Source organism: Sphingomonas sp. Y38-1Y, from assembly GCF_032391395.1.
Lineage (GTDB): Bacteria > Pseudomonadota > Alphaproteobacteria > Sphingomonadales > Sphingomonadaceae > Sphingomonas.
Genome location: NZ_CP135916.1, coordinates 3,017,568 through 3,044,222 on the forward strand (window position 1 = coordinate 3,017,568; position 26,655 = coordinate 3,044,222).

Sequence of the window (26,655 nt, forward strand, 5' to 3'; positions counted from 1 at the left end):
CTTCGGGATCAAGGCGCGCGGCGAACCAGCCACACCGTGTCGCCGGCGTCGTCGACTACGAAGATCGCCCCGTCGGCGCGCGTCTGGATGCTGACGGGGCGGCCATAGACATCGCCTTTCTTTGCATCCGCCACGAAGCCGGTCAGGAAGGGCTGCGGCTCTGCGGTCGGCCTGCCGTTGGCGAACGGGACCGCGAGCACGTCATAGCCGATGAACGATGCCCGGTTCCAAGACCCATGCCGCGCGACATAGGCGAGCTGATTGTCGGGACGGCTGTTCTTGGCAAAGGCCAGCCCGAGCGCGGCGGCATGCGGCCCCACCGCGACGTCGGGCAGCAGCGTGGTGGCGAGCAGCTCGCGCCCCTCGTCCGGGTGCCGCGGGTCCTGCTTGCCATAGTAGCTGTACGGCCAGCCATAGAAGCCGCCCTCCCGCACGCCGACGAGGTAGTCGGGTGAGATGTCGTCGCCGAAGTGATCGCGCTCGTTGACCGCGGTCCACAGCGTGCCCGTCGACGGCGCGAAGTCCATGCCGACCGGATTGCGCAGGCCGCTGGCGTAGAGCCGCTCCCGCCCGCTGGTCAGGTCGATGGCCAGGATCGCCGCGCGCCGCCGCTCCTCCTCCATCCCGTACTCGCCGACGTTCGAGGCGGAGCCGACCGACACGTAAAGCGTGCGCGCGTCTGGGCTGAGCAGCAGGTTGCGCGTCCAGTGATTGTTGTACCCGCCTGCCGGCAAGGTGACGAGCGTGCGGGGCGCGCCGTCGATGCGCGTCTGACCCGGCTTGAATGCAAAGCTCACCACGCCATCGGTGTTGCCGACATAAAGCCGCCCGGCGGCGTACTGCATCCCGAACGGCTGGTTCAGCCCCTCGCGAAGCACGAAGCGCTGTTCGGCGATCCCGTCGCCATCGGCATCGCGCAGCAGGGTGATGCGATTGGCGCTGACGCCGGTCGTCTTGGACAGCGCCTGGCCGCGCTGGACGTCCGGCTCGGCATCGAGCTTGGGCTTGGTACGCGCTTCGGAGACGAGGACGTCGCCATTCGGCAGCAGCAATGCCTGGCGCGGATAGTCGAGGCCGCCGGCGAACTTGACGACCTGATACCCGCGCGGCGCGGTGGGCGTGCGCCCCTCCGGCCAGCCGATCGTCCGCGGATGATTGACCACCGATTCGGTCTCATAAGGTGCCGGCTGCGACCGCGCGCCGAGCACCGGCTTCACCTGGTCCTGCGCGAGCGCGGCCGAGGGGATAGTGACGAGGACGGCAGCCAGCGTGATCTTCATGGAGCGCTCCGGATCGTTGATTGTCGATTCAACCCGTCCGGACGCGATCTGGCTCCGCCCCGCCCGCAACTTTGCCGCTCTCGGTACGGCAATGCCCGACGCCGCGACGGCAAGCTAATCAGGGATGTGAGCGCTCAGGAGACTAGGGGTGGCTGGTGGAGCTGAGGGGAATCGAACCCCTGACCTCTGCAGTGCGATTGCAGCGCTCTCCCATCTGAGCTACAGCCCCGCCACCGGTTCCAGGCCGCCTTGGGCGGCCGGAAGGTGGCCCCTCTAGCGCCGGTTCGGGCGCGATGCAACGCCCTCGATGCAGCATTTTTACGGGGGTTCCGGGACCCTCTCCGCTCGGTTCGTCGCCGCCCTCGGTGCGGCAAGTGGCGGAACCTTCGCACCCGTCGATCCTTAACCTTTCAGCATGCCGCGCAATCGGGCGCGTGCATCGGCTTGCAAGAACATCGCAGGAGGATCGTGAGATGGGCTACGAACGCAACCAGCGTGGCGGCTGGCGGAGCGACGACGATCGCGATTACGACAACTATTCGAGCGCGCGTGACTATGCGGCGGCGGGTCAATATGGCGATCGCAACCGTTCCGGTTCACAGCGCGACCAGGGCAATTGGCGCGGCGAAGGGCGCGACTATTATGGATCGCGCGACACCGGCTCGCGGGATTACTACGGCTCGCGCGATTTCGGACGCGACCAGCGTGGCAGCTATGGCGCGCAGGACAGCCAGGGCTATGACAATCGCTCGTCAAGCTATGGCAACCGGGACAGCTACGGCGCCCGGGACACCTACGGCAACCGCGACAGCTATGGCAGCCGGGACAGCTATGGCAGCAGCCAGGGCGGCTATGGCGACCGGTACGGCAGCCAGGGCGACCGCGGTCGCGACAGCTATGGCTTCGGCGGCGACTTCCAGGGCTATGGCCAGCGCGATTACGGTCAGCGCAGCTATGGCCGCGGCGAGGATCGCGGCGGCTATCAGCGCCAGGGCTATGGCCGCCAGGAAGGTCGCGGACGCGGCTATTCGGGCCAGCCGCAGGGCTATGACTATGAGGAGCGCGGCTTCTTCGACCGTGCCGGCGACGAGGTCCGCTCGTGGTTCGGCGACGAGGATGCCGAGCGTCGCCGCGAGGCCGACCGCCGCTTCGACGAGCGCTATGGCAACAGCTATGGCGAGCGCGACGAGCATTATTCGAACTGGCGCCGCCAGCGGATCGGCGAGCTCGACCGCGACTATGACGAATATCGCCGCGAGAACGCGACGAAGTTCGAGAACGAGTTCAACAGCTTCCGCACCGAACGCCAGACGCAGCGCTCGTCGCTGTCGCAGGTGAGCGAGCACATGGAAGTCGTCGGCTCGGACGGCGAGCATGTCGGCACCGTCGACAAGGTGCGCGGCGACCGAATCATCCTGACCAAGAACGACGTCGATGCCGGCGGCCGTCACCACTCGATTCCTTCACGCTGGATCGAGAGCGTCGGCGACAAGGTCAAGATCCGCAAGACCGCGAGCGAGGCCAAGTCGGAGTGGCGCGACGAAGAGCGCAACCAGGCGATGTTTGGCGACGACAACCGCTCGAGCTATGGCAACACCGGCACGACCGGCCAGTCGGGTACGGGCCAGTCGACGACCGGACTCGGCTCGACCGGCACCGACATGTCGGGCACGAGCGGCAATCTCAACAAGAGCTTCTCGGGCACCTACTGATCGCCGGAGAAACCGAAGTTGAACATTGGGGCCGGGCGGCAACGCCCGGCCCCTTCTGCATGGCCACGGTTGCGCGGCGCGCAACTGCAATGCCGCAGCTTGCGATTGTCGATCATGCTGCGATGCAACAATGTTGCGGACACAGAACATAATGGATGCCGATCAGGGCTCTTTCGGGGCTTTTCGCCAGAGGAGAATGATCGTGACCAAGCTGATTTTCGCTGCCGCCGCCGCTGCTTTCGTTGCCGCTCCCGCGCTCGCCGACGAGCGTGAGACCGTGTTCACGCGCGATGGCCAGACCTATGCCTATACCGTTGCCGCCGAGGGCGATGCGACGGTCATCAGCGGTCGCACGCTGCCGCAGAACGACCCGTTCCGCCTGGTCGTGCGCGGTCGCACCGCGTCGGGCGATGTCGACGGCCGTGCCGTCAGCTTCCGCGTCGCCAAGCCGCTGGCGGTCGCCGCCCGCGTGCAGAGCGCGAGCGTCGACGCCAACTGATCGGCCTTCATACCGGTTCGGAAAGGGCGGCCTCGGCCGCCCTTTTTCGTGTCCGCCGCGGGGAGAGAAGGCAGTCCTCAGAACCCTTCGGGCAGGTCGATCTCGCCCACCTGCTCGCGGTAGCGCGTGATCGCGTATCGATCGGTCATCCCCGCGATGAAGTCCGCGATGTGCCGGCTACGGCCCGGCTCGTCGCCGGGCAGCGCCTCGCGCCAGCCATCCGGCAGCCGTCGCGGATCGTCGGCATAGGCCGCGAACAGCCCCGCCACCACGCGCGACGCCACGTCCGCCGCGGCAAGCTGGCGCGGATGATGGTAGAGCTCGGCATACATGAAGCGCTTGAGCACGCGCTCCGCCTCCCGCATCGGCGGTGAAAAGGCCGCGAGGCATCGACCCGCGATGCGCACGTCCTCGGCCGTCTCGACGCCCGCTTCCGCCAGATTGGCGCGGGTCGAGGCGATCAGGTCGTTGACCATCGCGCCGATCTGCGAACGGACGAGTTCGCCCACCAGCCGGTCGGGCGGACAATCGGCAAAGCGCGCGCGCACCGCGTCCCATCCCGCGGCAATCATCGGCACCGCCAGGATCGCATCGAGCGACAACAGCCCCGCGCGCAGCCCATCGTCGATGTCGTGATTGTCATAAGCGATATCGTCAGCGATCGCCGCGACCTGTGCCTCGAGCGAGGAATGCGCGGTGAGGTCCAGCGGGAGCGCGGCATCCGCCTCCGCCAGCGCCCAGCCGGGGTGCCGGACGGGACCGTTATGCTTGGCGAGCCCCTCCAGCGTCTCCCATGACAGGTTGAGCCCCCGCCAGCGCGGATAGGGACTCTCCAGCCACATCAGCGCGCGCAGCGTATGACCGTTATGGTCGAAGCCCCCCTGCCCCATCAGCGCCGCCTTGAGCGCGGCCTCGCCCGCATGGCCGAACGGCGGATGGCCGATGTCGTGGGCGAGGCAAAGCGCCTCGGTCAGATCCTCGTTGAGGCCGAGCGAGCGCGCGATCACGCGGCCGATCTGCGCGACCTCGATACTGTGGGTCAGGCGGACGCGGAAATGGTCGCCGTCGGGCGCCATGAACACCTGCGTCTTGTGGCGCAGGCGGCGAAAGCTGATCGAGTGGATCACGCGGTCGCGATCGCGCTGGAACGCGTCGCGCGGCCCACGCTCGGCCGCGCCCGGCTCGACATGGAGCCGCCCCCTGCTGTGCGCCGGGTCCGATGCCCAGCGGGCGAGCGCGCTCATTTGGCGGGCAGCCTCGTCACCTTTTGACCCGCCTCGCTTTGGAAGCTGAACGCCGACTGCCCGCTCTTGCCGAGCGTGTTGACGAACGCCTGCGCCTCCGCGCCGCTCGCGAACGGGCCGGTCAGCAGGCGGTTGGTGAAGCGGAGCGGCGTCGTCCAGGCCTGACGCCCCTTCAACGCCGACGACTTGGCGGTGAGCGCGTTCCACGCCTTTGGCAGGTCGTCGACATTGGCGCCGCCGGCCACCTGGACCCACCAGCGGGCTGGCTCGGCGGGCTTCTTGGGCTCGGCCTTCTTCGGCTCCGGCTTCTTGGGCTCGGGTTTTTTGGATTCCGGCTTCTTGGCGACGGGCTTCTCCGCCGGTTTCTCGGGCGTAGGCTTAGCGGGCTCGGGCTTCTTGGCCGCGGGCTTCGGCTCAGGCGCGACCGTCGCTGGCGTGGTCGGTTTCGCCGCCGGTTTTGGCTCAGGGGCGACAGGCGTCGGTGCAGCCGGCTTCGGCGTGGGCGCAGGGGTTACCGGCTCGGGTGCTGGAGCCGGTGGGGGTGGCGGTGGCGGTGGCGGTGGCGGCGGTGGTGCCACCCCGAGCTCGGCGGCGGGAATGGCGATGTTCCGGACGATCATCGCCAGCATGTCGTCCTCGCGGCCGATCGCCGGATTGCCGGGCGACGCGGCGGCGGTCGTGACCGTAGACGCAGGGACGGCTGTGCTGCTCGCGGGTGCCGACGCCGCCGTTGTCGGAGCACTGCTCGCCACTGCCGAACCGGACGGGAGCGTGCCGTTGGCGGCAACCGCGCTTGTCGATGGCGTCGAGCTACTCGTAACCGGCGCAGCAGCCGTTGCGGGTGTTTCAGCGGGCGACGCCAGCGTTGAAGTGGCGGGAGCCGGCTGTGGGGGCGCCGTCGTCGGGGCGGAAGTTGGCAGCGGTGCCGAACCCACGCTGGCGGTCGACGGCGCGACGCTCGTCGTCCGCGCGGGGAGCGTCGCGGCGCCGCTTGCCGTTGCGGTCGCAGGCGTGACCCCTGAGGGCGCGCTGCTCGACGCCGAAGTGACCGGCGCCGCGCTGGGACGATTTGTGACAGGCGATGCCGCAGCGGGCGACGTTGCAACGCTTGCTGCGACGCTGGAACCTAGGCTCGGCTGCGAACTGGCCGGCGTCGTGCGAGCAGACGCCGCGCCCACGGCGTTGCGAGACGCGCTCCCATCCGCCCCGGCGTTCGCTGCGCCCGAGGTCGAGAACCCCGGGCTCGGCCGCGCCGCCAGCGTCGCAGGAAGCGATGACGACGCCGGGCTGGCGGCTGCGGTGGTGCTCGGCGAGCGCAGCGTCGAGGCAGCCGGCGTCACCGTCGTCGGACTGGTCGTCGGCCTCGAACCAGTCACCGTCCGTGCAGGCGCCGCGGCGCGGCTCGCTGCTTCCCGCACGCGCGGGTCGACCGCGGCGGTTTCGGTCCGCGTGCGACGGCCATAGCGTTCGCGCAGCATCGCCTCGCGCTCGGCGCGTCGTTCGGCGGCACGGCGCTCGCGGGCGCGGGCGCGCGTGTCGGCAGAGGCGGTCGCCTCGCCGCGGTCGCGGCGCGTGGTCCGGCGATCGTCGCGATCCTCCTCGCGCGCCGCGGGGGTCGGCGTGACGGAGGCGACGCGCACCGGCGCGACCTGCGGGAGCGGCGGCGCCGGCGGCGCAAGCCCTGCATCGGCGAGCCGCGCGGGCGTCCGCGTGAACTCACCCAGATGCGCGGCAAAGGCGCGGTCAGCGGGGTCGCGTATTTCGGACAGGCGGCGGAACAGCGGCAGATAGGCGGTCGAGAAGCCCGGCATCATCGTCGCCGTCACCCGTTCGGCATCGGCCGACTTGCCCGACAGCGCCATCACCAGCGCGCGCGTGCGCCACGCGGCGCGGTCCTGCTGGCGCAGCAGCGGATCAAGGATGCGCTCGGCCCCGGCATTGTCGCCGGCTATCGCCAGCGAGATCGCCATGCGCCGGCGCACCTCGGCCGGATCGCCGATCGTCAGCGCGCGGGCATATTCGACCTGCGCATGAGGCTGGTCGCCGACCAAGTCATAGGCAAGCCCGCGGTCGTCCGCGAAAGTGGCCGGGTTCAGTCCGCCACGCTCGGCATCGGCGAAGCGGCGCAACGCCTCGCCCGGCCGGCCCATGCGGACGAGCGCACGGCCACGCGCGGCGGGGATGCGTGGGTCGGACGGTCGCAGCTTCTCGGCCCGTGCGAGGAACTGGAGCGCGGCGGGTGCATCCTCAAGCAATGCGCTCGCCTCGCCCGCGGCGATCAGCGCCTCGAAATCTTGCGGCGAGATGCCAAGCGTCCGCATCGCCTGGGCCAGTCGGTCGGCGGTGGGGGTCGGCTGCGGCACGAAGCCGGGCGCGGTGGGCGCGGTCTGCTGCGCGAGCGCCGGAAGCGGCGTCACGGTCAGAAGCGCGGCGCCGCCCAGCCACAGGGCGGAATGACGAGTCATGCTTGATCTTGCCAATAGCACAGCGCGGCTGAACCGCGACTGTCCGCCCGCCGCCGGGGCGGCAGGACGGGGCCGCCCGGCGACGAGCCGGACGGCACGCGCCGGCTTACTGGTTGTTCTGGCGATGCAGGAAGCGCGGAATGTCGAGCGGATCCTTGTCGTCGCCGGTGCGGCCGATGCCGCGACCGGCGGCCGACATCCGCTCGAACAGCGTCCCGCCGGGGCGCGGCGCGGGCGGCTGCTCGGCCTCCGCTTCCTCGCCGCCGGTCAGCCAGCGACGACGCGGCGCACCGGCATCGGCCGCCGGAGCGGCAGGCGCCGCCTCGGGCTCACCGGCCGGCAGCGACGATTCGGCACCAAGCACCAGTTCGTCACCCTCGTCCTCGACCGGCTGCGACGCAGGCTCGGCCGCGGCGGTCGGCTGCGGCGCAGGCGGCACGGCCTCCTCGCTGAAGCCGGGCTGCGGCGCGGGGCTGGTCGCCGCCGTCGCGGGACGCTTGGGTGCCGAGAAGGTGAAGCTGCGCGTCGATTCGGCGGCGGGCGCCGGCGCGGGAAGCGCGCCCGCATCGGCCTCGATCCCGGTCGCGACGACCGACACGCGGATACGGCCCTCGAGCTCCGGGTTGAACGCCGAACCCCAGATGATGTTGGCGTCGGGATCGACCAGCTCGCGGATATGGTTCGCCGCTTCGTCGACCTCGAGCAGGCGCATGTCGTCGCCGCCGGTGATCGAGACGATGACGCCCTTGGCGCCCTTCATCGACACGCCGTCGAGCAGCGGGTTGGCGATCGCCTTCTGCGCGGCCTCGATGGCGCGGCTGTCGCCCTCGGCCTCGCCGGTGCCCATCATCGCCTTGCCCATCTCCTGCATCACCGACCGGACGTCGGCGAAGTCGAGGTTGATGAGGCCCGGCATGACCATCAGGTCGGTGATGCCGCGGACGCCCTGCTGCAGCACCTCGTCCGCCATTTCGAACGCCTGCTTGAACGTGGTGTTGGCGTTGGCGATCAGGAACAGGTTCTGGTTCGGGATGACGATCAGCGTGTCGACGAATTTCTGGAGCTCGTCGATGCCCGCATCGGCCGATGCCGAGCGGCGCTTGCCCTCGAACGCGAACGGCTTGGTGACGACGCCGACGGTCAGGATGCCCATGTCGCGCGCGGCCTTGGCGATGACGGGCGCGGCGCCCGTGCCGGTGCCGCCGCCCATGCCGGCCGCGAGGAAGCACATGTGGCTGCCCTCGAGCGCCTTCTGCACCTGCTCGATGGTCTCTTCGGCCGCGGCGCGGCCGATCTCCGGCCGGCTGCCCGCGCCCAGACCCTGCGTGATCTTGGCGCCCAGCTGGATGCGCTGCGGCGCGACCGACTGCTTCAGCGCCTGTGCGTCGGTGTTGGCGACGACGAACTCGACGCCCTGCACCTCGGCCCGGATCATGTTCGCGATCGCGTTGCCGCCGGCCCCGCCGACGCCGATGACGGTGATGCGCGGCGTCAGCTCATCGACGTCGGGCGGCAGAAAATCGATACCCATGTTCTTCTCCCCAGTGCCCACCAACTACTCGCGGGCGCCCGATACTCTCGCCCGTTCTGCACCATCCGTTTGCGCGATCCTAGCGGCAAAAGGGCCGCCGCGTCGCAAATTCTTAATAATTCGACCGGAACGCGGCCAGTAACCGCTTCACCATCGTCCCCATCGTCGGTCGCACCACCAGTTGATGCTGCGGCTCCATGCCGCGCAGGTCGACCGGATCGGCCGCGGCGAACATGGTGAGTCCGGCAAGCGTCGCGAACGCCGGACCCGAATGCGCCTCCGGCAGCGCGCTCAGCCCGCGCGGGCGGCCGACGCGGACGGTGCGGCCGAGCGCCTGCTGTGCGTAATCGGCGATGCCTTTCAGCTCGGCACCACCACCCGTCAGGACGATCTGGCGTCCGACCGGATCGTCGAAGTTCAGCTTCTTCAGCTCGCGCTGAACCTCCTGCATCAGCCGGTCTAGGCGCAGGCGGATCGTCGCGATCAGCTGCGCCTTGGTGATGCGGCTTCCCTCCTCGCCCTGTTCTGCACTGATCGGGGCGATGTCGATCATGTCGTGATTGTCGCGCGGGCTCATGTTGGCCGAGCCGTGGAAGCACTTGATCCGCTCGGCCTGAGCACGGCGGGTGCCGAAGGCGCTGGCGATATCGTCGGTGACGTCGGCGGCGCCCATCCCGATCGAGGCTAAGCCGGTCAGCACGCCGTGCTGGAAGACCGACACGTTGGTCACGCCCGCGCCGATCTCGACCAGCGCGACGCCCAGGTCGCGTTCCTCCTCGCTCAGCACCGCGAGCCCCGTGGCGACGGGCGCGGCGACGATCGACTTGACGTCCAGATGCGCGGAACGGACGCACAGGTCCAGGTTGCGGACGGGCGAACCGTCGGTCGCGACGACGTGGATCTCGACCCCGAGCCGGTCGGCATGCATGCCCGTCGGCTTGGGGGTGCCCGTCAGCCCGTCGAGCGTGTAGCGCGTCGGCTGGGCATGCAGCACCATCCGCCCCTGTGGGTCGAGCGCCTCGCCCGCGGCCTTCAAGAGCGCGTCGATGTCGGCCTGCTCGACGCGGTGGCCGCCCAGGTCGACCTCCAGCTTGACGATGTCGCTGACTAGGCCACCGGCGGAGAAGGCGACCCAGACGTCCTCGATCGACACGCCGGCGATGCGCTCGGCCTGTTCGACCGCCTCGCGTACCGCGACCTCGGTGGCGGCCATGTCGGCGATGTAGCCGCGCCGCACGCCGCGGCTTTCGCGCTGGCCGGTGCCGAGCACCACCAGTTCGCCGCCGTCACCCTTTTGCGCGATCAGCGCCGACACCTTCGACGATCCGATGTCGATCGCGGTAATCAGCCCTTCGGTCGCCTGCTTCGCCATTGCCTTCAAACCCCCTGTGGTTCGCCCCTATTCCGCGTCGCGGGGCAGCGACTTGTCCGCTTCCTGTTGTGCCTTGCGATTGGGATCGATCGTCGTCGTCCGCTCCAGCCCGCTGGCCTTGCGCATCACCAGGTTCTTGGGGATGCGAAGGTCGAAGCGCACATAGGGTCCACCAAGCAGCCGGTCGCGCCCGTCGAGCTCGGCGAACTTGATGAGCGCCGCCTGCGCCTCCGCCTCCCCCGCGGGCAGCATCAGCGTCTCGCCCGACACGAATTGCAGATCCCAGCGCCGATCGCCGACCCAGTTGGCGGCGCGCACCATCGGGCGCAGCGCCGGCGCCGCCTCGATCAGCCGCTGATAGGCGGGCGCCTGCGCGTTCGCCCCCTCCCCCACCAGCAGCGGCAGGTTGGGGACGGCGTCGGCGCGCACCGGCTCCAGCAGCGTGCCGCCCTCGTCGATCAGCATCAGTTGGCCGTTGTTCTGCCAGACCGCTGCGGGCGAGCGCTCGACCACGTCGATGACGATCGTGTCGGGCAGACGCCGCGACACGCGCGCATCGGCGATCCAGCCATAGCGGAGCAATCGCTCGCGCACCTCGTCTAGGTCGACCAGCGCCATCGCGCGGGATTGCTGGTCGAGCGCCACCGAGTAGACCGCCATCCGGTCCATCCGCTTGAGGCCCGTTACCTCGACCTGCTCGACCCGCAGCCCCGCGCGGCCCATCCCCTCGGCAATCGCGGTCCCGATCATGCCGGGCACGCCGAAGAAGGTCGCGACACCGATCGCGGCCCCGCCGATCGCGATGGTGAAGGTCCAGCCGAACGCCCGACGCAGCGTCGCTTCCGACACCGGTACCGCGGCGATCATCCGGTCGAGCAGTCCCGCGCGCTGCTTGCGCCCGCCGGGTTTGCGCGCGCCCGGCTTGCGCTGGGGGCCGGGTCGGCGCTGGGCGGTGCGGCGCTGTTCCATCCGGCTCATGCTTCGGCGTCCTTCATCGCTTCGTCAACGATCGCCTGCACCAGCGCGGGATAGCTCATGCCGCGATGCCGGGCCTGTTCGGGGACGAGGCTGAGCGGCGTCATGCCGGGCTGGGTGTTGACCTCCAGCAGGAACAGCCCGGCGACGCCGCGCTCGTCATCCCAGCGAAAGTCCGATCGCGACGCGCCGCGGCAGCCGAGCCGGCGATGCGCCTCGACCGCGATCGCCTCGCACGCCTGAGCGACGTCGTCGGGGATGTCGGCGGGATAGACGTGTTCCGTCAGGCCATCGGTGTACTTGGCCTCGTAATCATAAAAGCCCGCCTTGGTCCGAAGCTCCGTCACGCCCATCGCCTGGTCGCCCAGCACTGCGGTCGTCAGCTCGCGGCCACGGATGAACGGCTCGGCGAGCAGCTCGTCGAACTCGGCCCACGGCCCCTTGGCGTCGCGGGCGATCGGGTTGCCGTAGTTGCTCTCGTCGGTGACGATCGCGACGCCGACCGACGATCCTTCGTTGACGGGCTTGAGCACATAGGGGCGCGGCAGCGGGTCGCGTTCGTACAGCTCCTCGCTCTTGACGATGCGACCGCCAGGCATGGGCACGCCGTGCGGCACCAGCGCCTGCTTGGTGAGCTGCTTGTCGATCGCGATGACCGAGGTGGCGAGGCCCGAATGCGTGTAGCGCAGCCCCATCAGGTCGAGCATGCCCTGCACGCTGCCGTCCTCGCCCGGCGTACCGTGCAGCGCGTTGAAGACTAGGTCGGGCTTGGCCTCGCTGAGCCGGAGCGCCACGTCACGACCCATGTCGATGCGGGTGACGCGGTGGCCCAGGCTTTCGAGCGCGTCGGCGACGCCCGCGCCGCTCATCAGCGACACTTCACGCTCGGACGACCAGCCGCCCATCAGGACGGCGATGTGGAGGGGGGTCACCAGCACCTCCCCGGCACGGGAAGGGGGGCCGCGCTGCGGAGCAGCGTGGTGGAGGGGGGCTGCGGCAGGCGGTACGCTCGCGGCGATCCCCCTCCACCGCCTTCGGCGGTCCCCCTCCCCGTTCCGGGGAGGTGCTGAATCGCGCTCACTTCGCCACCCCCACCCGCTGAATTTCCCACTCCAGTTCGATCCCGCTCTTGGCTTTGACCCGCTTGCGCACCTCGTCGCCGAGCGCCTCAATCTCCGCGCTCGTCGCGGTGCCGGTGTTGATGAGGAAGTTGGTGTGCTTCTCGCTGACCTGCGCGCCGCCCATCGTCAGCCCGCGGCAGCCGGCGTCGTCGACCAGCGCCCACGCCTTTTCGCCCGGCGGGTTCTTGAAGGTCGATCCGCCAGTCTTGGTGCGAAGCGGCTGCGAGGCTTCGCGCGCGGCGGCAATTCGGTCCATCTCGGCCTGGATCGCGGCCGGCTCGGCCCGCTCGCCGCGGAAGGTCGCCGACACGACGACCGCGCCGCCCGGCAGAGCGCTGTGGCGATAGGTATAGCCGAGATCGGCGTTGGACAGCGTGACCCGCTCGCCCGAACGCAGCACCACCTCGGCCTCGACCAGCACGTCCTTGACCTCGCGGCCATAGGCGCCGCCGTTCATCCGCACGAAGCCGCCGACGGTGCCGGGGATCGAGCGCAGGAACTCGACGCCGCCGATTCCCGCATCGCGCGCGGTCGAGGAGACGAGGATCCCGCTCGCCCCGCCACCGCATCTGAGCGTGGTAGAGTCGAGCCGCTCGACCTGCGCGAACGGCTTGCCCAGGCGGACGACGACACCGGGCACGCCGCCATCGCGGACGATCAGGTTGGAGCCGAGGCCGAGCGCCATCACCGGCACCTCGGCCGGCAGCGCAGCGAGGAAAGCGGCCAGGTCTTCAATGTCGGCGGGCTCGAACAGCCACTCCGCCGCCCCGCCCGCCTTGAACCAGACGAGCGGCGCGAGGGGGGCGTTGGGGGTCAGGCGGCCCCGCACGTCAGGAAGAGCGTTCGTTTCGAGCGAAGTCGAGAAACCCTGGCCGGCGCTCTGCGTATCCAGCTTCTCGACTTCGCTCGAAGCGAACGCAGGTCGGGAGGCGCTCACTTCTTCCCGCTCCAGAACGCCATCCACGCCTGCCATGCGGCAAGGTTCGCTTCCGCGGCCTTGGCGGTCGCTTCCTGTGCGGCGGCGAGCGGCTCGGCCGCCTCGATCGCCTTGCGGCCCGCTTCGACCTGCGCGCGCTGGGCGCGCAGGATCTCACGCTGCATCTCGATCGCGGTGGAGAACCAGTCGCTCATGCGCGCGCGCCTTCGATCGCGGGGGCGAGGTTCGCGGCCCATTTGGTGATGTCGCCGGCGCCCAGGCAGATCACCTGGTCGCCCTGGCGCAGGTCCGCCGCCAGCGCTGCCGCCAGCGCGTCGGCGCCCTCAACCGTCTGCGCCGACCGGTGCCCGCGCTGGCGGATGCGCTCGGCCAACGCCTCGGCATCGACGCCCTCGATCGGCGCCTCGCCCGCGGGATAGACGGGCGCGACATAGACGATGTCGGCGTCGTTGAACGCCTGCGCGAAGTCGTCCATCAGATTGCCAAGCCGCGAATAGCGGTGCGGCTGGACCACGGCGATCACCCGCCCCTCCGCACTCTCGCGCGCGCCGGCCAGCACCGCGCGGATCTCTACCGGATGGTGGCCGTAATCGTCGATGATCGTGGCGCCGGCGACCTCGCCCACGCGCGTAAAGCGGCGCTTGACGCCGGTGAACGCGCCAAAGCCCTTCTCGATCGTCGCATCGTCGATGCCCAGTTCCAGCGCGACGGCGATCGCCGCCAGCGCGTTCTGGACGTTGTGGCGACCGGGCATCGGCAGCTCGATATTCTCGATCGAACGGACCGACCCGTCGCGCTGGCGGACGATCGCCTCGAAGCGGTTGCCGCCGGGATAGGGCGTGACGTTGACGCCGCGCACGTCCGACTGCGCCGAAAAGCCATAGGTGACGATCCGCCGGTCGCGAACGCGCGGGATGATCGCCTGTACCTCGGGATGGTCGAGGCAGAGGACGGCTGCGCCATAGAAGGGCACGTTCTCCACGAACTCGACGAACGCGTCCTTCACCCGCTCGAACGAACCGTAATGGTCGAGATGCTCGGGATCGATGTTGGTGACGATCGCATAGGTGCCGTCGAGCCGCAGGAAGCTGCCGTCGCTCTCGTCGGCCTCCACTACCATCCAGTCGCTCTCGCCGAGGCGCGCGTTGGAGCCATAGCTGTTGATGATGCCGCCGTTGATGACGGTCGGATCGACCCCGCCGGCATCGAGCAGCGAGGCGACCATGCTGGTCGTCGTGGTCTTGCCATGCGTGCCCGCGACCGCGATCGTGGACTTCAAACGCATCAGCTCGGCGAGCATTTCGGCGCGGCGGACGACGGGGATGCGCGCCGACAGCGCCGCCTCGACCTCCGGATTGCCGCGCTTGATCGCGGTCGAGGTGACGACCACCGCCACGTCGGCGACATTCTCCGCGGCATGGCCGATCGACACCGGGATGCCGCGGCCGCGCAGCCCCTCGATCACATAGCCTTCGGCCACGTCGCTGCCCTGCACGCGATAGCCGAGATTGTGCATCACCTCGGCGATCCCCGACATACCGATGCCGCCGATGCCGACGAAGTGGATCGTGCCAATGTCCGTGGCGACGCCCTTCATGCCGGCACCGCCAGGCTGCGGCGCGAATCGCGGTCGAGCAGCGAGGGCGCGTCGATATGCTCGACCAGATCGGCCAGGTCGCTGCCCGCCGCGGGCCGGCCGCACTGGCGTGCGCGGGCGGCGGCGTTGGCCAGCGCCTGTGTGTCGAGGCCGAGTTTCTGCATCTGCTTGGCGAGTTCCTGCGCGGTGAAGGCGCCCTGCGCGATCGTGCGCGCGCCGCCCGCGGCCGTGATCTCTCGCGCGTTCGCGGTCTGGTGGTCGTCGGTCGCGCTCGGCAGCGGCACGAGAATCGCGGGGCGGCCCGCCGCGGTCAGCTCGGCGATGGTCGAGGCACCCGCGCGCGCGATCACGACATGCGCCCAGGCCAGCCGCTCGGGCAGGTCGGGCAGATAGGTCGCGATCTCGGCCGGGATGCCGTGCTCGGCATAGCGCTGACGCACGCCGTCGATGTCCTCCGGCCGTGCCTGGTGCGTGACCTGAAGCCGCGCGCGAAAGTGCGGCGGGAGCAACGCGAGCCCGTCGGGGACGACGTCGCTCAGGATGCTCGCCCCCTGGCTGCCGCCGGTCACCAGGACGCGGAAGATACCGTCCTCGTCCAGTTCGGGGAACGGGCGTTCGCGCAGCTCGAGCACGGCGTCGCGGACGGGGTTGCCGACCAGATGGACCTTGCGCTCGTGCTGCGGCTTCAGCCGCTCGATATCGGGATAGCAGGTGGCGATCGCGTCGACGCGGCCCGCGGCCAGGCGGTTGACGCGGCCGAGCACGGCGTTCTGTTCATGGATGATCGTCGGCAGCTTGAGCTGGAACGCGGCCGCGAGCGCGGGAAACGCCGGATAGCCGCCGAAGCCGATCACCGCGGTCGGCTTGAAGCTGCGATAGAGCTCGATCGCCATCGCCCGGCCCGCCAGCATCTTGCGTCCCGCCTTCAGCCAGCCGACCGGCCCGCCGCTGAACCGCCCGGCGGGAAGCACATGCGTCTGCACGCCGTCGAACAGGCCGGGGAAGCGCACGCCGCGATCGTCGCTGACCAGCGCGACATGATGGCCCCGCCGCGTCAGCTCGGCGGCGAGAACGGCGGCGGGGACCATGTGTCCGCCGGTGCCACCGGCGGCGAGAACGTAATGGCGGGATATGCTCACGGACGATTCAACCTGACGCTATAGGGCGATCGCTTCAGATACGGATTCCGGCGCGTGAAGGCGAGCAGCAGTCCGAACCCGATCGAAAGCGCGATCATCGACGACCCGCCATAGCTGATGAAGGGGAGCGTCATGCCCTTCGACGGCGCGATCCCGGTGTTCACCGCCATGTTGATCAGCGCCTGAAGCCCGAACTGGACCGCGAGGCCGGAGGCGGCGAGCAGTCGGAAGGCGTCCTCCTCGTCCAGCAGCTTGACGAACACGCGCACGACCAGCGCGAGGTACAGCAGCGCGACGATCATGCAGGCGATCAGCCCGAACTCCTCGCCGATCACCGAATAGATATAGTCGGTGTGCGCCTCGGGCAGCTTAAACTTGACCATGCCGCCGCCAGGCCCCGTGCCGGTGAAGCCACCGCCGGTGATGACCGCATGCGCCATGTCGGTCTGGTAATGGTCCGTCATCGCCTTGTCGGGATCGGGGAACAGGAAGGCGTCGATGCGGACGCGCGCGGTGCTGTAGAGGAAATAGGCCGCGATGATGCCGCCAAGGCCGATGCCGCCCAGCGCGCCGATCGCCTTGGGGCTGGTGCCCGCGATCATCAGCATCGTCACCCAGACCGCGACGAAGATCACCGTCTGGCCGAAGTCGGGCTGGAGCATCAGCAACCCGCCGATCAGCCCGGTCAGCGCCATCGTGATCGGAAACAGCGGCAGGTCGGGATCGCGCGCGCGCAGCGACAACAGCCACGCGATCGTCACGACGAACAGCGGCTTCAGGAACTCCGACGGCTGGAACTGCGTGAAGCCGAGGCCGATCCAGCGGCGCGCGCCGTTCTTCTCGTCACCGACAAAGGGCACGATCGCGAGCATCAGCAGGAGGAAGCCCGTCCCCGCCAGCGCAAAGCGGCGCGCGACCAGCGTCGGCATCATCGACACGACCAGCAGCACCGGCACCGACAGCAGCACCCAGATCGCCTGGCGATAGAAATAATACATCGGCGGAAACGATTTGGTCGCATCCGAATAGCGGACCGCCGAGGCGGGGCTCGCCGCCGCGACGGCGACCAGGCCGATGCCGATCAGCAGCAGCGCCAGGAGCAGGAGGACGCGGTCGATCTCCCAGAACCAGAGGCCGAGCGGCGATCGGTTGCCGCGGCCCAGCCGCTCCTCGACCTTGCCGCGCAACCCCCGCGCCCCTGCCTCGCCGCGCATCATGTCGGTCATGCGAGCTTCTCCACGAGCGCCGCGAACGCTTCCCCACGCGCGGCATAGTCGGCGAACTGATCGAACGAAGCACAAGCCGGCGACAGAAGCACCGTCTCGTTGGGGTGTGCGGCGGCCGCCGCGCGCGCGACGGCGACGTCGAGCGTGCCGCAGGCCTCGACCGGGAAGCCTTCGCCGGACAGTAGCCGCTCGAACAACGGCCCCGCTTCGCCGATCGTATAGGCGGCGGCGACATGGGCGAAGCCGGGGCGGCATGCCTCCAGGCTGTCCGACTTGGCGACGCCGCCCAGGATCCAGTGGACGCGGTCGAAGGCGCGGAGCGCCGGCGCGACCGATTCCGGGTTGGTTGCCTTGGAATCGTCGACGAAGCGGACACCGTTCCTGATCGCCACGGTCCGGGTGCGGTGCGGCAATCCCTCGAAGCTCGCCAGCCCCGCATCGATCGCGGCGTTGCCGATGCCGAGCGCCTCGCACGCGGCGATCGCGGCGAGCGCGTTCTGGGCGTTGTGCGGGCCTTGGAGGGCGGGCCAGCGCGACTGGTCCATGCAGACACCAGGCGCGATCTTGGTCAGGTCCTCGGCGCGGCCCGCGCGCGCGACCTGCCGGGCAATGCCGGCCGACGCCTCGTCGCCGATGCCGACGATCGCGGCGTGCCCCGCCGACTGCATCGCGAACAATCGCGCCTTGCTCGCGGCATAGGCGTCGAAGCCGTCATACCGATCGAGATGATCGGGCGTGATGTTGAGCAGCACCGCGACGTCGCAATCGAGGCTCTGCGTCAGGTCGATCTGGTAGCTCGACAGCTCGAGCACATAGACGCCGCCCTCGGGCAACGGCTTCTGGCCGAGGATGGGGAGGCCGATGTTGCCGCCCATCAGGCTCGGCACGCCGGCGGTCTGGAGGATGTGATGGATCAGCGCGGTGGTGGTCGACTTGCCGTTGGTGCCGGTGATGCCGACCACTTTGTGTGGGGGCAGGTCGGCGCGGGCTTGGGCGAAGAGTTCGATGTCGCCGATGACGGGCACGCCGGCGGCCTTTGCCTGCGCAGCGATCGGATGCGTGTTGAGCGGCACGCCGGGGGATACGACGACACCAGCGAAGCCGGTGAGGTCGATCGTGAGCGGGTCGGCGATGACCAAAGCCCTCTCCCCTTCAGGGGAGAGGGTTGGGAGAGGGGAAGTCGCGAAACCGGATGACAGATCGCCGGCACCAGCCGACTGCCCCTCTCCCCGGCCCTCTCCCCTGAAGGGGAGAGGGAGATCGTTGCGCCGACCCTCATCGCTGTCCCACGCCGTCACCTCGGCCCCGCTTGCGACCAGCGCGCGCACCGTCGCCGCCCCCGACCGCGCAAGGCCGAGAACCGCGAAGCGCTTGCCGGCCCAGGCGGTGGAGCCGATCACCGCAGCTTCAACGTCGACAGGCCGGCGAGCGCCAGCACCAGGCTGATGATCCAGAAGCGGATGACGACGGTCGGCTCCGACCAGCCGAGCTGCTCGAAATGGTGGTGGATCGGCGCCATGCGGAACACGCGCTTGCCCGTCCGCTTGTAGAAGAAGACCTGGATGATGACGCTCATCGCCTCCATCACGAACAGGCCGCCGATGATGCCGAGCACGATCTCATGGTGCGCCGTCACCGCGATCGCGCCCAGCGCGCCGCCGAGCGCCAGGCTGCCCGTATCGCCCATGAACACCGCGGCCGGCGGCGCATTGAACCACAGGAAGGCGAGCCCTGCCCCCGCAATCGCGCCGCAGAACAGCGCAAGATCGCCCGCGCGCGGCACGTGCGGGATGCCCAGATAGTTCGAATAGATCGCGTTGCCGGCCAGATAGACGATCACCATGAACGCGACGCTGGCGATGATGACCGGCATCGTCGCCAGCCCGTCGAGCCCGTCGGTCAGGTTCACCGCATTGCCGAACGCGACGATCGTGAACGCGGCAAAGGCGATGTAGAAATAGCCTAGATCGACCGAAAACGCCGAGAAGAACGGGACGTACAGCATCGTCCCGTTCTGCTGCGTGATGATCCACCCGGCGATGCCCGCGATCGCGAACTCGGCAAGCAGCCGCGTCTTGCCCGACACGCCGGCGGTCGAGGCCTTTCGCACCTTGTCGTAATCGTCGAGGAAGCCGATCAGCCCGAACCCCAGCGTCACGAACAGGCACGCCCAAACGAACGGATTGGACAGGTCCATCCAGATCAGGATCGACAGCGTCATCGCAGTCAGGATCATCAGCCCGCCCATCGTCGGCGTGCCGCGCTTGGCCAGGTGGCTTTGCGGCCCGTCGGCGCGGATCGGCTGACCCTTGCCCTGGCGGATGCGCAGCCAGCCGATGAATTTCGGCCCGATGATAAGGCCGATGACCAGCGCCGTCGCCACCGCCCCGCCGGTGCGGAAGGAGAGGTAGCGCACCACGTTGAGTGCGCCCGGAAAACCCAGATATTCGGCGATCAGATAGAGCATGGCTGCCTGCGCTTGACGAGCGCGCCGACCAATGCCGACAGCCCGACCCCGTTCGATCCCTTGACGAGAACCGCGTCCCCGGCGCGAAGCATGCGATCGAGCGCAGCCCCCGCCTCCACGGCGCGGGGCACATGCACCAAGTCGATCTTCCCCTCAAGCGCGCTGGCGAGCGGGGCCATGTGGTCGCCCACCAATATGGCGTATTCGATGCCCGCTTCGGCGACGGGGCCGGCGAGCGCGGCGTGATAGGCGTCGCTGTCCTCGCCCAGCTCGCGCATCTCGCCGAGCACGGCGATCCGGCGCGCGGCGGGGGTGGCGCCGAGCACCTTGAGCGTCGCACGCATCGAGGCGGGATTGGCGTTGTAGCTTTCGTCGATCAGCCGGGCGGTGCCGTCTTCGACCACCACGTCATGCTGCGCGCCGCGACCCGCGAGGCCATCCAGCTCGGCCAGCGCCAGCCCTGCCTGCGCAAGATCGCCGCCCGCGGCGTCGACCGCCGCCAGCACCGCCATCGCGTTGGCGACCCAGTGCGCGCCGGGCTGCGCGAGCGTGAAGCTGAGTTCGCGCTCGCCCACGCGCGCGACGACGAAGCTGCCGTTCGCCGACGGCATCACCTCGATCGCGCGGACGTCGGCGCCTTCGTTCAGGCCGAAGGTGACGATGCGGCCGGCATGCGGCCGCGCGGCGGCGATCAGGCGATCGCGATAGGGACTGTCGAAGGGGACGATCGCGGTGCCGCCGGGCTCCAGCCCCTGGAAGATCTCACCCTTGGCATCGGCGATCGCCTCGACCGAGGGGAAGAATTGGGTGTGGGCGGGGGCGATCGTCGTGACGATGGCGATGTGCGGGCGGACGATCCGGGTCAGGGCGGCGAGTTCGCCGGCATGGTTCATCCCCATTTCGAACACACCGAAGCGGCTTTCGCGCGGCATCCGCGACAGGCTCAAGGGCACGCCGGTGTGATTGTTGTAGCTCTTGACCGACTTGTGCGCCTCGCCGGGCTCGGCGCGGTCGAGGGCGGCGTGGAGTGCTTCCTTGGTGCCCGTCTTGCCCGCCGACCCCGTGACGCCGATGATCGTCGCCCGCGTCCGCGCACGGCTGGCGCGGGCGAGCGCCTCCAGCGCCTCGGTCGTGTCGGCGACGAGGACGTGCGGGTGGTCGACCGGCTGCGCGACGATCGCGCCGGCCGCGCCCTGCGCAAACGCCTGCGGCACGAAGCGGTGGCCGTCGGTGCTCTCGCCCGACAGCGCGATGAACAGGTCCCCGGGCCCCACTTCGCGCGAGTTGAACGCGACGCCGGTGACGGCGAAGTCGATGGACGCGGTGCCGCCGGTGGCGGCAGCGATCTCGGACGAGGTCCAGAGCATCAAACCTTCTCCCCTTGCGGGAGAAGGATAGCGAAGCTTGGCAGCTTGCTGCCTAGCGGAGCTTGGATGAGGGGTAAGCGACGCAGCGCGTCGCGCGACCGCGAGTGCGGTCGCTGACCCCTCACCCAGCTGCGACTAGGCCCGCGCTGGAAGAGCGCGGACCAAGTCTGCGCAACCCTCTCCCGCAAGGGGAGAGGGGAAGAGAACCCACTCACGCCGCGCACTCCCGTGCGACGGTGACGTCGTCGAACGGCAGGACCAGGTCGCCGACGATCTGACCCTGTTCGTGCCCCTTGCCGGCGATGAGGACGATGTCCTCCGCCCCGGCCTGGGCGATGGCATGGGCGATCGCTTCGCGGCGGTCGCCGATCTCGGTGGCGCCGGGGGCGCCCTTTAGCACCTCGCGGCGGATCGCGGCGGCGTCCTCGGTCCGGGGATTGTCGTCGGTCACGATGACCAGGTCGGCGCCGCGCGCCGCCGCCTCGCCCATCGGCTCGCGCTTGCCGGTGTCGCGGTCGCCGCCGGCGCCGAACACGACGATCAGCCGGCCCGCGGCGTGGGGCTTCAGCGCCGCGATCGCCGCCTCGATCGCGTCGGGCGTATGGGCATAGTCGACATAGACGGGCGCGCCCGACGCCGCGATCGCCGCGCGTTCGAGCCGCCCGCGGACCGGCTGGAGCCGCGCAAGGCCCGCCAGCGTCGCCGCCACCTCGCCGCCGCACGCGATCACCAGTCCCGCGGCGACCAGCGCATTGGCGGCCTGGTACGCGCCGATTAGCGGCAGCTTGACGACATGGCGCTGGCCGTCCGCCTCGATCGTCAGCGTCTGACCCAGCAGGCTCGGCTCGCGCTGGACGAGGCGCAGCGTGTCGCCATGCTCGCCCACGGTGATGAGCCGGTTGCCGCGCATGCGGGCGAGGTCGATCACGCGCTCCGAATGCGGATCATCGACCCACACCACCGCGGTGCCGTCGGGATCGAGCACCTCGGCGAACAGGCGGAGCTTGGCGGTGAAATACTCCGCCATGTCCTTGTGATAATCGAGATGGTCGCGGCTGAGATTGGTGAACGCCGCGGCGCGCACCGGCAGCCCCTCGATCCGGTATTGCGACAGGCCGTGGCTCGACGCCTCGAAGGCGAGATGCGTGACGCCTTCGCGCGCGAGCCCGGCGACGTTGGACAGGAAGGTGACGATGTCGGGCGTGGTCAGCCCGGTCGAGACACGCTCGTCGGCGGTGGTGACGCCCAGCGTCCCGATCGAGGCGGCGTGCTGGCCCGCCATCCGCCAGAGCTGGCGCGTCATCTCAACGGTCGAAGTCTTGCCGTTGGTCCCCGTCACTGCCGCCGTGGTGGCGGGAAACGGCGCGAAGAAGCGCGATGCGAGCTCGGCGAAGCAGGCGCGCGGGTTGTCGGCCGCGATGTGCGCCGCCCCCTCGACGCGGACCTGCGGCCGCGCGACGACGGCGACGGCGCCGGCGGCGATCGCCTGATCGACATAATCCTCGCCGTTGACGCGCATCCCTTCGAAGGCGCCGAACACGGTGCCCGGCGCCACCTTGCGATGGTCGATGGCGAAGCCGGTGACGATGCGGTCCTCGCCCGTTCCGGTCAGCGTTCCCAGCCGCATCAGTGCGCCTTCGCCGCGGCGCCGCGCCAGATCAGCGGCATCAGCCCGCTGACGTCGACGTCGCGGTCCAGTTCGGGGACGACGCCCAGGATCGGGCCGGTGCGAGAGATGACGCGGCTGACCACCGGGGCGGCGGTCCAGGCGGCGGTGGTCAGGCCGAAGCTTTCGGCGTTCCCCTTGGGCGAGTCGAGCATGACGACCACCACATAGCGTGGTGCGTCCATCGGGAAAGCCGCCGCGAAGGTCGAGACGTTGATCTTCTTGCTGTAGCCGCCGGCGCCCGGCTTCTCGCCGGTGCCGGTCTTGCCGCCGACGCGGTAGCCGGGCGCCTCGCCCTTGCGGCCCGTCCCCTCGAGGACGATCAGCCGCATCATCGCGCGCATCTTGGCGCTAGTGCCCTCGCTGAACACGCGGCGACCCTGTGCGGCATGACCTGGCTCGACCTTGCGCAGCGTCGCGGGGCGCCACACGCCGCCATTGACCATCGCGGCATAGGCGCTGGCAAGATGGAGCGGCGTCACCGCGATGCCGTGGCCGTAAGCGGTGGTCAGCGTCGTTGCGCGGCCCCAATTGCGCGGCCATAGCGGGCGCGCCTTCTCAATCTCGATATCGGGTGCGGTGTCGAAGCCGAGCTTCTTGAACAGATGCTCCATCCGCCCCTGCCCCATTTCGTCGGCGATACGCGCCGTCGCAATATTGGACGAGTAGATCAGCAGCTCGGGCATGTTGAGCCAGCGGCGCTGGGGGTGATCGTCGCGAATCTGGAAGCGACCGATCGGCACCGGCGCGGTCGCATCGACGCGGCGCGAGATATCGGGCACGACGCCGCTCTCGATCGCCTCGGCCACGGTCAGCGGCTTGAACACCGACCCCAGCTCATAGACCGACTGCGTCACGTTGTTCATCAGCCCCGCGCCGCCGCTGGTCAGCTTGTTGGGGTTGAAGCTGGGCAGCGAGGCAACCGCGCGGACCTCGCCCGTCGCGACATCGAGGATGACGCCCGCCGCGCCCGCCGCCTGGAACGACGCCATCGACCGGCCGAGCTCGCTTTCCAGCGCGCCCTGAACGCGCAGGTCGATCGACAGCGCGACCGGCTTTCCTTTCAGCGCCGGGTTGGTGAGGTCGGCGTCGAGCACCTTCTCCATGCCGCTGATGCCGTGCCCGTCGAAATTCAGGCTGCCGAGCGCATGCGCCGCGAGCGTCGTTTGCGGATAGAGGCGCTCCGGCTCGCGCGCGAAGGCGATGCCGGGCTCGCCCAGCGCGTTCACGGCGTTCACCAGCTCGGGAAGCGCGCGGCGACGCAGATAGGTGAAGGACGCGCCGGAGCTCAGCGCCTTGTAGTAATAGGCCGCATCATGCTCGGGCATCAGCGCCGACAGCTCGTCGGCGAGCTGGAGCTTGTCGCCGATCACCTTGTCGGGATGAACGCCGATCGACCAGGCATCGATCGTGCGGGCGAGCGCGGTGCCGTTGCGATCGACGATGTCGCCGCGGATCGGCACCAGCGCGGCGGCGGCGTCGCGCCCGGACGCGGGCTCGGCAAAGATCGCCAGCATCGCCAGACGCGCGAGCACGATCGAGATCCCCGCCGCGAACAGCAGCATCAGGATCATCAGCCGCACATGCGCGGTCTGGACCAGCGCCTGCTGCCCGCCCGCCTTGCGGCGATCGGGGGTTCCGGGAGCGACGAGGACGATCAACGTTTGGACCGTTCGGCACGGGCGCCGCGCGCGAGGTCGCCCAGCGTCGAGTCGCTGAGCAGGACGTTGTCGAGCATCGCCACCGCCTGCGCCTTGCGCACCGGCTTGGGCGTTGGCTTCGAGGTCACGATCGCGCGATCCGGGCTGAGCGGCGCCGCGGCGGCGAGCGCCACCGGCGCGGGCGCGCGGCGGACGGGCGCGGCCGGCGTCGCCTCGGGCTTGGTCGCGGCGGGCGACGGCGCGGCAGGCGCAGTCGCGGCGACCGCCGGGGCAGCGGCGGGCACCGCGGGCAGCGGCGTGCTGGCGGCATAGCCGGCGGGGACGATGTAGCTGGCAGGGTGCACCGCGCCCTCACCCGCGGGCGCAAAGTGGAGCTGCGCCAGCGCCTCTTCGCTCGCGACATACTGGTCGGGGCGCGGCGCGGCGAGCGCGAGGACGTCGCCGTTCCAGCGCTCGAGCTGCGCCAGGTTGGCGCGCGTCTGGAACTCGGTCTCCAGGTCGCGGATGTCGCGGCGCGCCGACAGGATCGCGCGCTCCAGGCTCTCGACCTTGGCGCGCTCGGCCGCGACCCAGCTCGACACCAGATAGCAGGGCGGCGCCACGAGCACGCCGCAGACGAACCATCCGAAGCCCTTCAACCGCTGGGTCGCCATCATTGCCCTCCATTCGCGGACCAGGCTGCCGCCCCGGTCCGCTTTGCTACGCGTAAGGTGGCCGATCGTGCGCGCGGGTTGCGCGCAAGCTCGGCCTCGCCCGGGCGCACAGCGCGCTCGGGCGACTCGAAACTGGGTGCCCGCGCGGCAACGGCCGCGGGGCGGTGGCGCGAACCGGCGGGCTCGCTGCCCGACCGTTCGCGCAGGAAGCGCTTGACCATCCGGTCCTCCAGGCTGTGGAAGGTCACCACCGCCAGCCGGCCGCCGGGCATCAGCGCCCGCTCGGCCGCGACCAGCCCCTCGGCCAGCTCGTCGAGCTCGGCATTGAGGTGGATACGGATCGCCTGGAAAGTCCGCGTCGCCGGATCCTTCTTGTCGTGCGGCCGATAGCCGAGCGCACGGCGGACGACCGACGCCAGCTCGCCGGTGCGCAGGATCGGGCGCGCCGACACGATCGCCTTGGCGACGCGGCGCGCGCGCGGCTCCTCGCCATAGCGCGAGAGGATGTCGGCGATCACCGCCTCGTCCGCCTCGTTGACGAAGTCGGCGGCGCTCTCGCCCGACTGGCTCATCCGCATGTCGAGCGGGCCGTCCGACTGGAACGAGAAGCCGCGCTCGGGCCGGTCGAGCTGCATCGAGGAGACGCCGATGTCCATGACGACGCCCGCGACCGGCTCGTCGCCCAGCGCCGCGTCGAGCGCCGAGAAGGGCGATTCCACCAGCCGCAGCGCGCCCGCCGCTTCCGTTACCAACGCCTGGCCGTCGCGGATCGCGTCCGGGTCACGATCGAACGCGATCACGCGCGCCCCCGCCGCCAGCATCGCACGGGTATAGCCACCCGCGCCGAAGGTGGCGTCGACATGGGCCTCGCCCGGCTGGATCGCGAGCGCGTCGATCACCTCGTCCAGCAGCACGGGGATGTGCGGCGCGGCGCTCACAGCGCCACCTTCTTCGCCGCGGCATAATAGCGGCAGCGGTCCTTCAGGTCATCGTCGTCGATGTCGGCCGCCATCAACACCTCGGGCGACCAGATCTGGAACGTGTCGCTGTCGCCCGCGAAGAAGGCCCATTTGGCGATGCCGACGCGCTCGCGCTCGAAGCCCGGGATCACGAAGCGACCATTGGCGTCATAGGTCGCCTTTTCGGCACGCTGTGCGCGGCGCTCGGCGGTCTCGTCGAAGGGCTTGCCCTCCGCCTTGGCGGCGCGGGCGGCGTTGTTCAGGCGCTCGTTCAGTTCCTGCGCCCAGCCGGCGTCATAGCAGACCAGGCACGGCAGCGTCGCGTGGCGGGTGATGAGGACCTGCTTCGCCGGCGAATTGCCGTCCAGCGTCTCGCGCAGGTCGGCGGGGATCGCGACGCGACCCTTGTCGTCGACCGACTGAAGCGAAAAGCCGTGAAAGAGGTCCCTGTTCAGCACGCACATCCTCAAGGGCGGCGCACACGCTCTCCCGTTCCGAAAACCAACCACTTGGCCCCGGTCGAATTCGAACGTTGGAAAGGAGTGTGCCCCCTGTTGGAAGCGATAACAGAGCGTACGTTACCGTTCAATCCATTTGCCCCCATTTGACCCCATTTTTCCCCACAGGAAGCAATGTTCGTGGGGTGTTCTGCCACCCCTGGCCCAAAGGCGGTACTCTGTCGAGTGACGCACGAAGGCTGATGTGCATCATTGTGGCAGGTTTGGCAGGGTAAGCGCCTGTTTGGGCTGGCGAGGCCGGCGATGGACCCGGCCGGCGAGCCGTC

22 protein-coding genes and 1 tRNA gene are annotated in these 26,655 nt (G+C 69.7%); 2 read left to right on the forward strand and 21 right to left on the reverse strand.

Annotated elements, in window-relative coordinates; all coding sequences use genetic code 11:
• Positions 1-8: 8 nt before the first annotated feature.
• Positions 9-1,280, reverse strand: coding sequence for a sorbosone dehydrogenase family protein (locus tag RS883_RS14315; RefSeq protein ID WP_315760858.1), 1,272 nt, complete (start codon positions 1,278-1,280; stop codon positions 9-11).
• 153 nt (positions 1,281-1,433) lie between these two features.
• Positions 1,434-1,509, reverse strand: a tRNA-Ala gene (locus RS883_RS14320).
• Between the two features lie 244 nt (positions 1,510-1,753).
• Here RS883_RS14320 and RS883_RS14325 point away from each other — a divergent pair.
• Positions 1,754-2,992: a DUF2171 domain-containing protein gene (locus RS883_RS14325; RefSeq protein WP_315760859.1), complete on the forward strand. Its 1,239-nt coding sequence runs from the start codon at positions 1,754-1,756 to the stop codon at positions 2,990-2,992.
• 202 nt (positions 2,993-3,194) lie between these two features.
• Entirely contained in the window at positions 3,195-3,491 is a 297-nt protein-coding gene (locus tag RS883_RS14330) for a hypothetical protein (protein WP_315760860.1), read from the forward strand.
• A 77-nt stretch (positions 3,492-3,568) separates the two neighbouring features.
• Here RS883_RS14330 and RS883_RS14335 read toward each other — a convergent pair whose 3' ends face one another.
• The 19 genes from RS883_RS14335 to RS883_RS14425 form a co-directional block, all read right to left on the reverse strand.
• Positions 3,569-4,735 (reverse strand): deoxyguanosinetriphosphate triphosphohydrolase, encoded by a 1,167-nt coding sequence (locus RS883_RS14335; protein ID WP_315760861.1) that lies wholly within the window; start codon positions 4,733-4,735, stop codon positions 3,569-3,571.
• A complete protein-coding gene (locus tag RS883_RS14340; RefSeq protein ID WP_315760862.1) occupies positions 4,732-7,200 on the reverse strand; it encodes an SPOR domain-containing protein in 2,469 nt (822 codons plus the stop codon). Before RS883_RS14340 ends, RS883_RS14335 begins: the two co-directional genes overlap by 4 nt.
• Positions 7,201-7,306: 106 nt before the next feature.
• Positions 7,307-8,731 (reverse strand): cell division protein FtsZ, encoded by a 1,425-nt coding sequence (gene ftsZ, locus RS883_RS14345; RefSeq protein WP_315760863.1) that lies wholly within the window; start codon positions 8,729-8,731, stop codon positions 7,307-7,309.
• A gap of 112 nt (positions 8,732-8,843) precedes the next feature.
• On the reverse strand, positions 8,844-10,103 hold the full coding sequence (gene ftsA / locus RS883_RS14350; protein ID WP_315760864.1) for a cell division protein FtsA: 1,260 nt from the start codon (positions 10,101-10,103) through the stop codon (positions 8,844-8,846).
• A gap of 27 nt (positions 10,104-10,130) precedes the next feature.
• Positions 10,131-11,081 carry a cell division protein FtsQ/DivIB gene (locus RS883_RS14355; RefSeq protein WP_315760865.1) on the reverse strand — a complete coding sequence of 317 codons (951 nt, stop codon included), beginning with the start codon at positions 11,079-11,081 and terminating at the stop codon, positions 10,131-10,133.
• The gene (locus RS883_RS14360; RefSeq protein WP_315765149.1) at positions 11,078-12,013 is read right to left on the reverse strand and encodes a D-alanine--D-alanine ligase; all 936 of its coding nucleotides are present in this window, start codon (positions 12,011-12,013) and stop codon (positions 11,078-11,080) included. Before RS883_RS14360 ends, RS883_RS14355 begins: the two co-directional genes overlap by 4 nt.
• 142 nt (positions 12,014-12,155) lie before the next feature.
• Positions 12,156-13,028 carry a UDP-N-acetylmuramate dehydrogenase gene (gene murB / locus RS883_RS14365; RefSeq protein WP_315760866.1) on the reverse strand — a complete coding sequence of 291 codons (873 nt, stop codon included), beginning with the start codon at positions 13,026-13,028 and terminating at the stop codon, positions 12,156-12,158.
• A 104-nt stretch (positions 13,029-13,132) separates the two neighbouring features.
• Positions 13,133-13,330: a hypothetical protein gene (locus tag RS883_RS14370; protein ID WP_315760867.1), complete on the reverse strand. Its 198-nt coding sequence runs from the start codon at positions 13,328-13,330 to the stop codon at positions 13,133-13,135.
• Positions 13,327-14,733 (reverse strand): UDP-N-acetylmuramate--L-alanine ligase, encoded by a 1,407-nt coding sequence (gene murC, locus RS883_RS14375; RefSeq protein WP_315760868.1) that lies wholly within the window; start codon positions 14,731-14,733, stop codon positions 13,327-13,329. Before murC ends, RS883_RS14370 begins: the two co-directional genes overlap by 4 nt.
• A complete protein-coding gene (locus tag RS883_RS14380) occupies positions 14,730-15,821 on the reverse strand; it encodes a UDP-N-acetylglucosamine--N-acetylmuramyl-(pentapeptide) pyrophosphoryl-undecaprenol N-acetylglucosamine transferase (protein ID WP_315760869.1) in 1,092 nt (363 codons plus the stop codon). The genes murC and RS883_RS14380 overlap by 4 nt, the downstream gene beginning before the upstream one ends.
• 47 nt (positions 15,822-15,868) lie before the next feature.
• Positions 15,869-17,098, reverse strand: a complete 1,230-nt coding sequence (locus RS883_RS14385; protein ID WP_409977353.1) for an FtsW/RodA/SpoVE family cell cycle protein — start codon at positions 17,096-17,098, stop codon at positions 15,869-15,871.
• Positions 17,095-18,498 carry a UDP-N-acetylmuramoyl-L-alanine--D-glutamate ligase gene (gene murD, locus RS883_RS14390; RefSeq protein WP_315760870.1) on the reverse strand — a complete coding sequence of 468 codons (1,404 nt, stop codon included), beginning with the start codon at positions 18,496-18,498 and terminating at the stop codon, positions 17,095-17,097. Before murD ends, RS883_RS14385 begins: the two co-directional genes overlap by 4 nt.
• Positions 18,495-19,565, reverse strand: a complete 1,071-nt coding sequence (gene mraY, locus RS883_RS14395) for a phospho-N-acetylmuramoyl-pentapeptide-transferase (protein WP_315760871.1) — start codon at positions 19,563-19,565, stop codon at positions 18,495-18,497. Before mraY ends, murD begins: the two co-directional genes overlap by 4 nt.
• On the reverse strand, positions 19,553-20,932 hold the full coding sequence (locus RS883_RS14400) for a UDP-N-acetylmuramoyl-tripeptide--D-alanyl-D-alanine ligase (RefSeq protein WP_315760872.1): 1,380 nt from the start codon (positions 20,930-20,932) through the stop codon (positions 19,553-19,555). Before RS883_RS14400 ends, mraY begins: the two co-directional genes overlap by 13 nt.
• A 211-nt stretch (positions 20,933-21,143) precedes the next feature.
• A complete protein-coding gene (locus tag RS883_RS14405) occupies positions 21,144-22,559 on the reverse strand; it encodes a UDP-N-acetylmuramoyl-L-alanyl-D-glutamate--2,6-diaminopimelate ligase (protein ID WP_315760873.1) in 1,416 nt (471 codons plus the stop codon).
• Positions 22,559-24,259, reverse strand: coding sequence for a penicillin-binding protein 2 (locus tag RS883_RS14410; RefSeq protein WP_315760874.1), 1,701 nt, complete (start codon positions 24,257-24,259; stop codon positions 22,559-22,561). Before RS883_RS14410 ends, RS883_RS14405 begins: the two co-directional genes overlap by 1 nt.
• Positions 24,256-24,912 carry a hypothetical protein gene (locus RS883_RS14415; protein WP_315760875.1) on the reverse strand — a complete coding sequence of 219 codons (657 nt, stop codon included), beginning with the start codon at positions 24,910-24,912 and terminating at the stop codon, positions 24,256-24,258. Before RS883_RS14415 ends, RS883_RS14410 begins: the two co-directional genes overlap by 4 nt.
• A complete protein-coding gene (gene rsmH / locus RS883_RS14420; RefSeq protein ID WP_315760876.1) occupies positions 24,912-25,850 on the reverse strand; it encodes a 16S rRNA (cytosine(1402)-N(4))-methyltransferase RsmH in 939 nt (312 codons plus the stop codon). Before rsmH ends, RS883_RS14415 begins: the two co-directional genes overlap by 1 nt.
• Positions 25,847-26,329 (reverse strand): division/cell wall cluster transcriptional repressor MraZ, encoded by a 483-nt coding sequence (locus RS883_RS14425; protein ID WP_315760877.1) that lies wholly within the window; start codon positions 26,327-26,329, stop codon positions 25,847-25,849. Before RS883_RS14425 ends, rsmH begins: the two co-directional genes overlap by 4 nt.
• Positions 26,330-26,655: the final 326 nt, after the last annotated feature.

Excerpts from the sequence above, each read along its gene's own strand:
- RS883_RS14400 (WP_315760872.1), bottom strand. The coding sequence starts at position 20,932 with ATGCTCTGGACCTCGTCCGAGATCGCTGCCGCCACCGGCGGCACCGCG.
- RS883_RS14325 (WP_315760859.1), top strand. The coding sequence starts at position 1,754 with ATGGGCTACGAACGCAACCAGCGTGGCGGCTGGCGGAGCGACGACGAT.
- mraY (WP_315760871.1), bottom strand. The coding sequence starts at position 19,565 with ATGCTCTATCTGATCGCCGAATATCTGGGTTTTCCGGGCGCACTCAAC.
- RS883_RS14380 (WP_315760869.1), bottom strand. The coding sequence starts at position 15,821 with ATGGTCCCCGCCGCCGTTCTCGCCGCCGAGCTGACGCGGCGGGGCCAT.
- RS883_RS14370 (WP_315760867.1), bottom strand. The coding sequence starts at position 13,330 with ATGAGCGACTGGTTCTCCACCGCGATCGAGATGCAGCGTGAGATCCTG.
- RS883_RS14405 (WP_315760873.1), bottom strand. The coding sequence starts at position 22,559 with ATGCGGCTGGGAACGCTGACCGGAACGGGCGAGGACCGCATCGTCACC.
- RS883_RS14340 (WP_315760862.1), bottom strand. The coding sequence starts at position 7,200 with ATGACTCGTCATTCCGCCCTGTGGCTGGGCGGCGCCGCGCTTCTGACC.
- RS883_RS14355 (WP_315760865.1), bottom strand. The coding sequence starts at position 11,081 with ATGAGCCGGATGGAACAGCGCCGCACCGCCCAGCGCCGACCCGGCCCC.
- ftsA (WP_315760864.1), bottom strand. The coding sequence starts at position 10,103 with ATGGCGAAGCAGGCGACCGAAGGGCTGATTACCGCGATCGACATCGGA.
- RS883_RS14335 (WP_315760861.1), bottom strand. The coding sequence starts at position 4,735 with ATGAGCGCGCTCGCCCGCTGGGCATCGGACCCGGCGCACAGCAGGGGG.
- murC (WP_315760868.1), bottom strand. The coding sequence starts at position 14,733 with ATGAAGGGCGTCGCCACGGACATTGGCACGATCCACTTCGTCGGCATC.
- RS883_RS14315 (WP_315760858.1), bottom strand. The coding sequence starts at position 1,280 with ATGAAGATCACGCTGGCTGCCGTCCTCGTCACTATCCCCTCGGCCGCG.
- ftsZ (WP_315760863.1), bottom strand. The coding sequence starts at position 8,731 with ATGGGTATCGATTTTCTGCCGCCCGACGTCGATGAGCTGACGCCGCGC.
- RS883_RS14385 (WP_409977353.1), bottom strand. The coding sequence starts at position 17,098 with ATGACCGACATGATGCGCGGCGAGGCAGGGGCGCGGGGGTTGCGCGGC.
- RS883_RS14415 (WP_315760875.1), bottom strand. The coding sequence starts at position 24,912 with ATGGCGACCCAGCGGTTGAAGGGCTTCGGATGGTTCGTCTGCGGCGTG.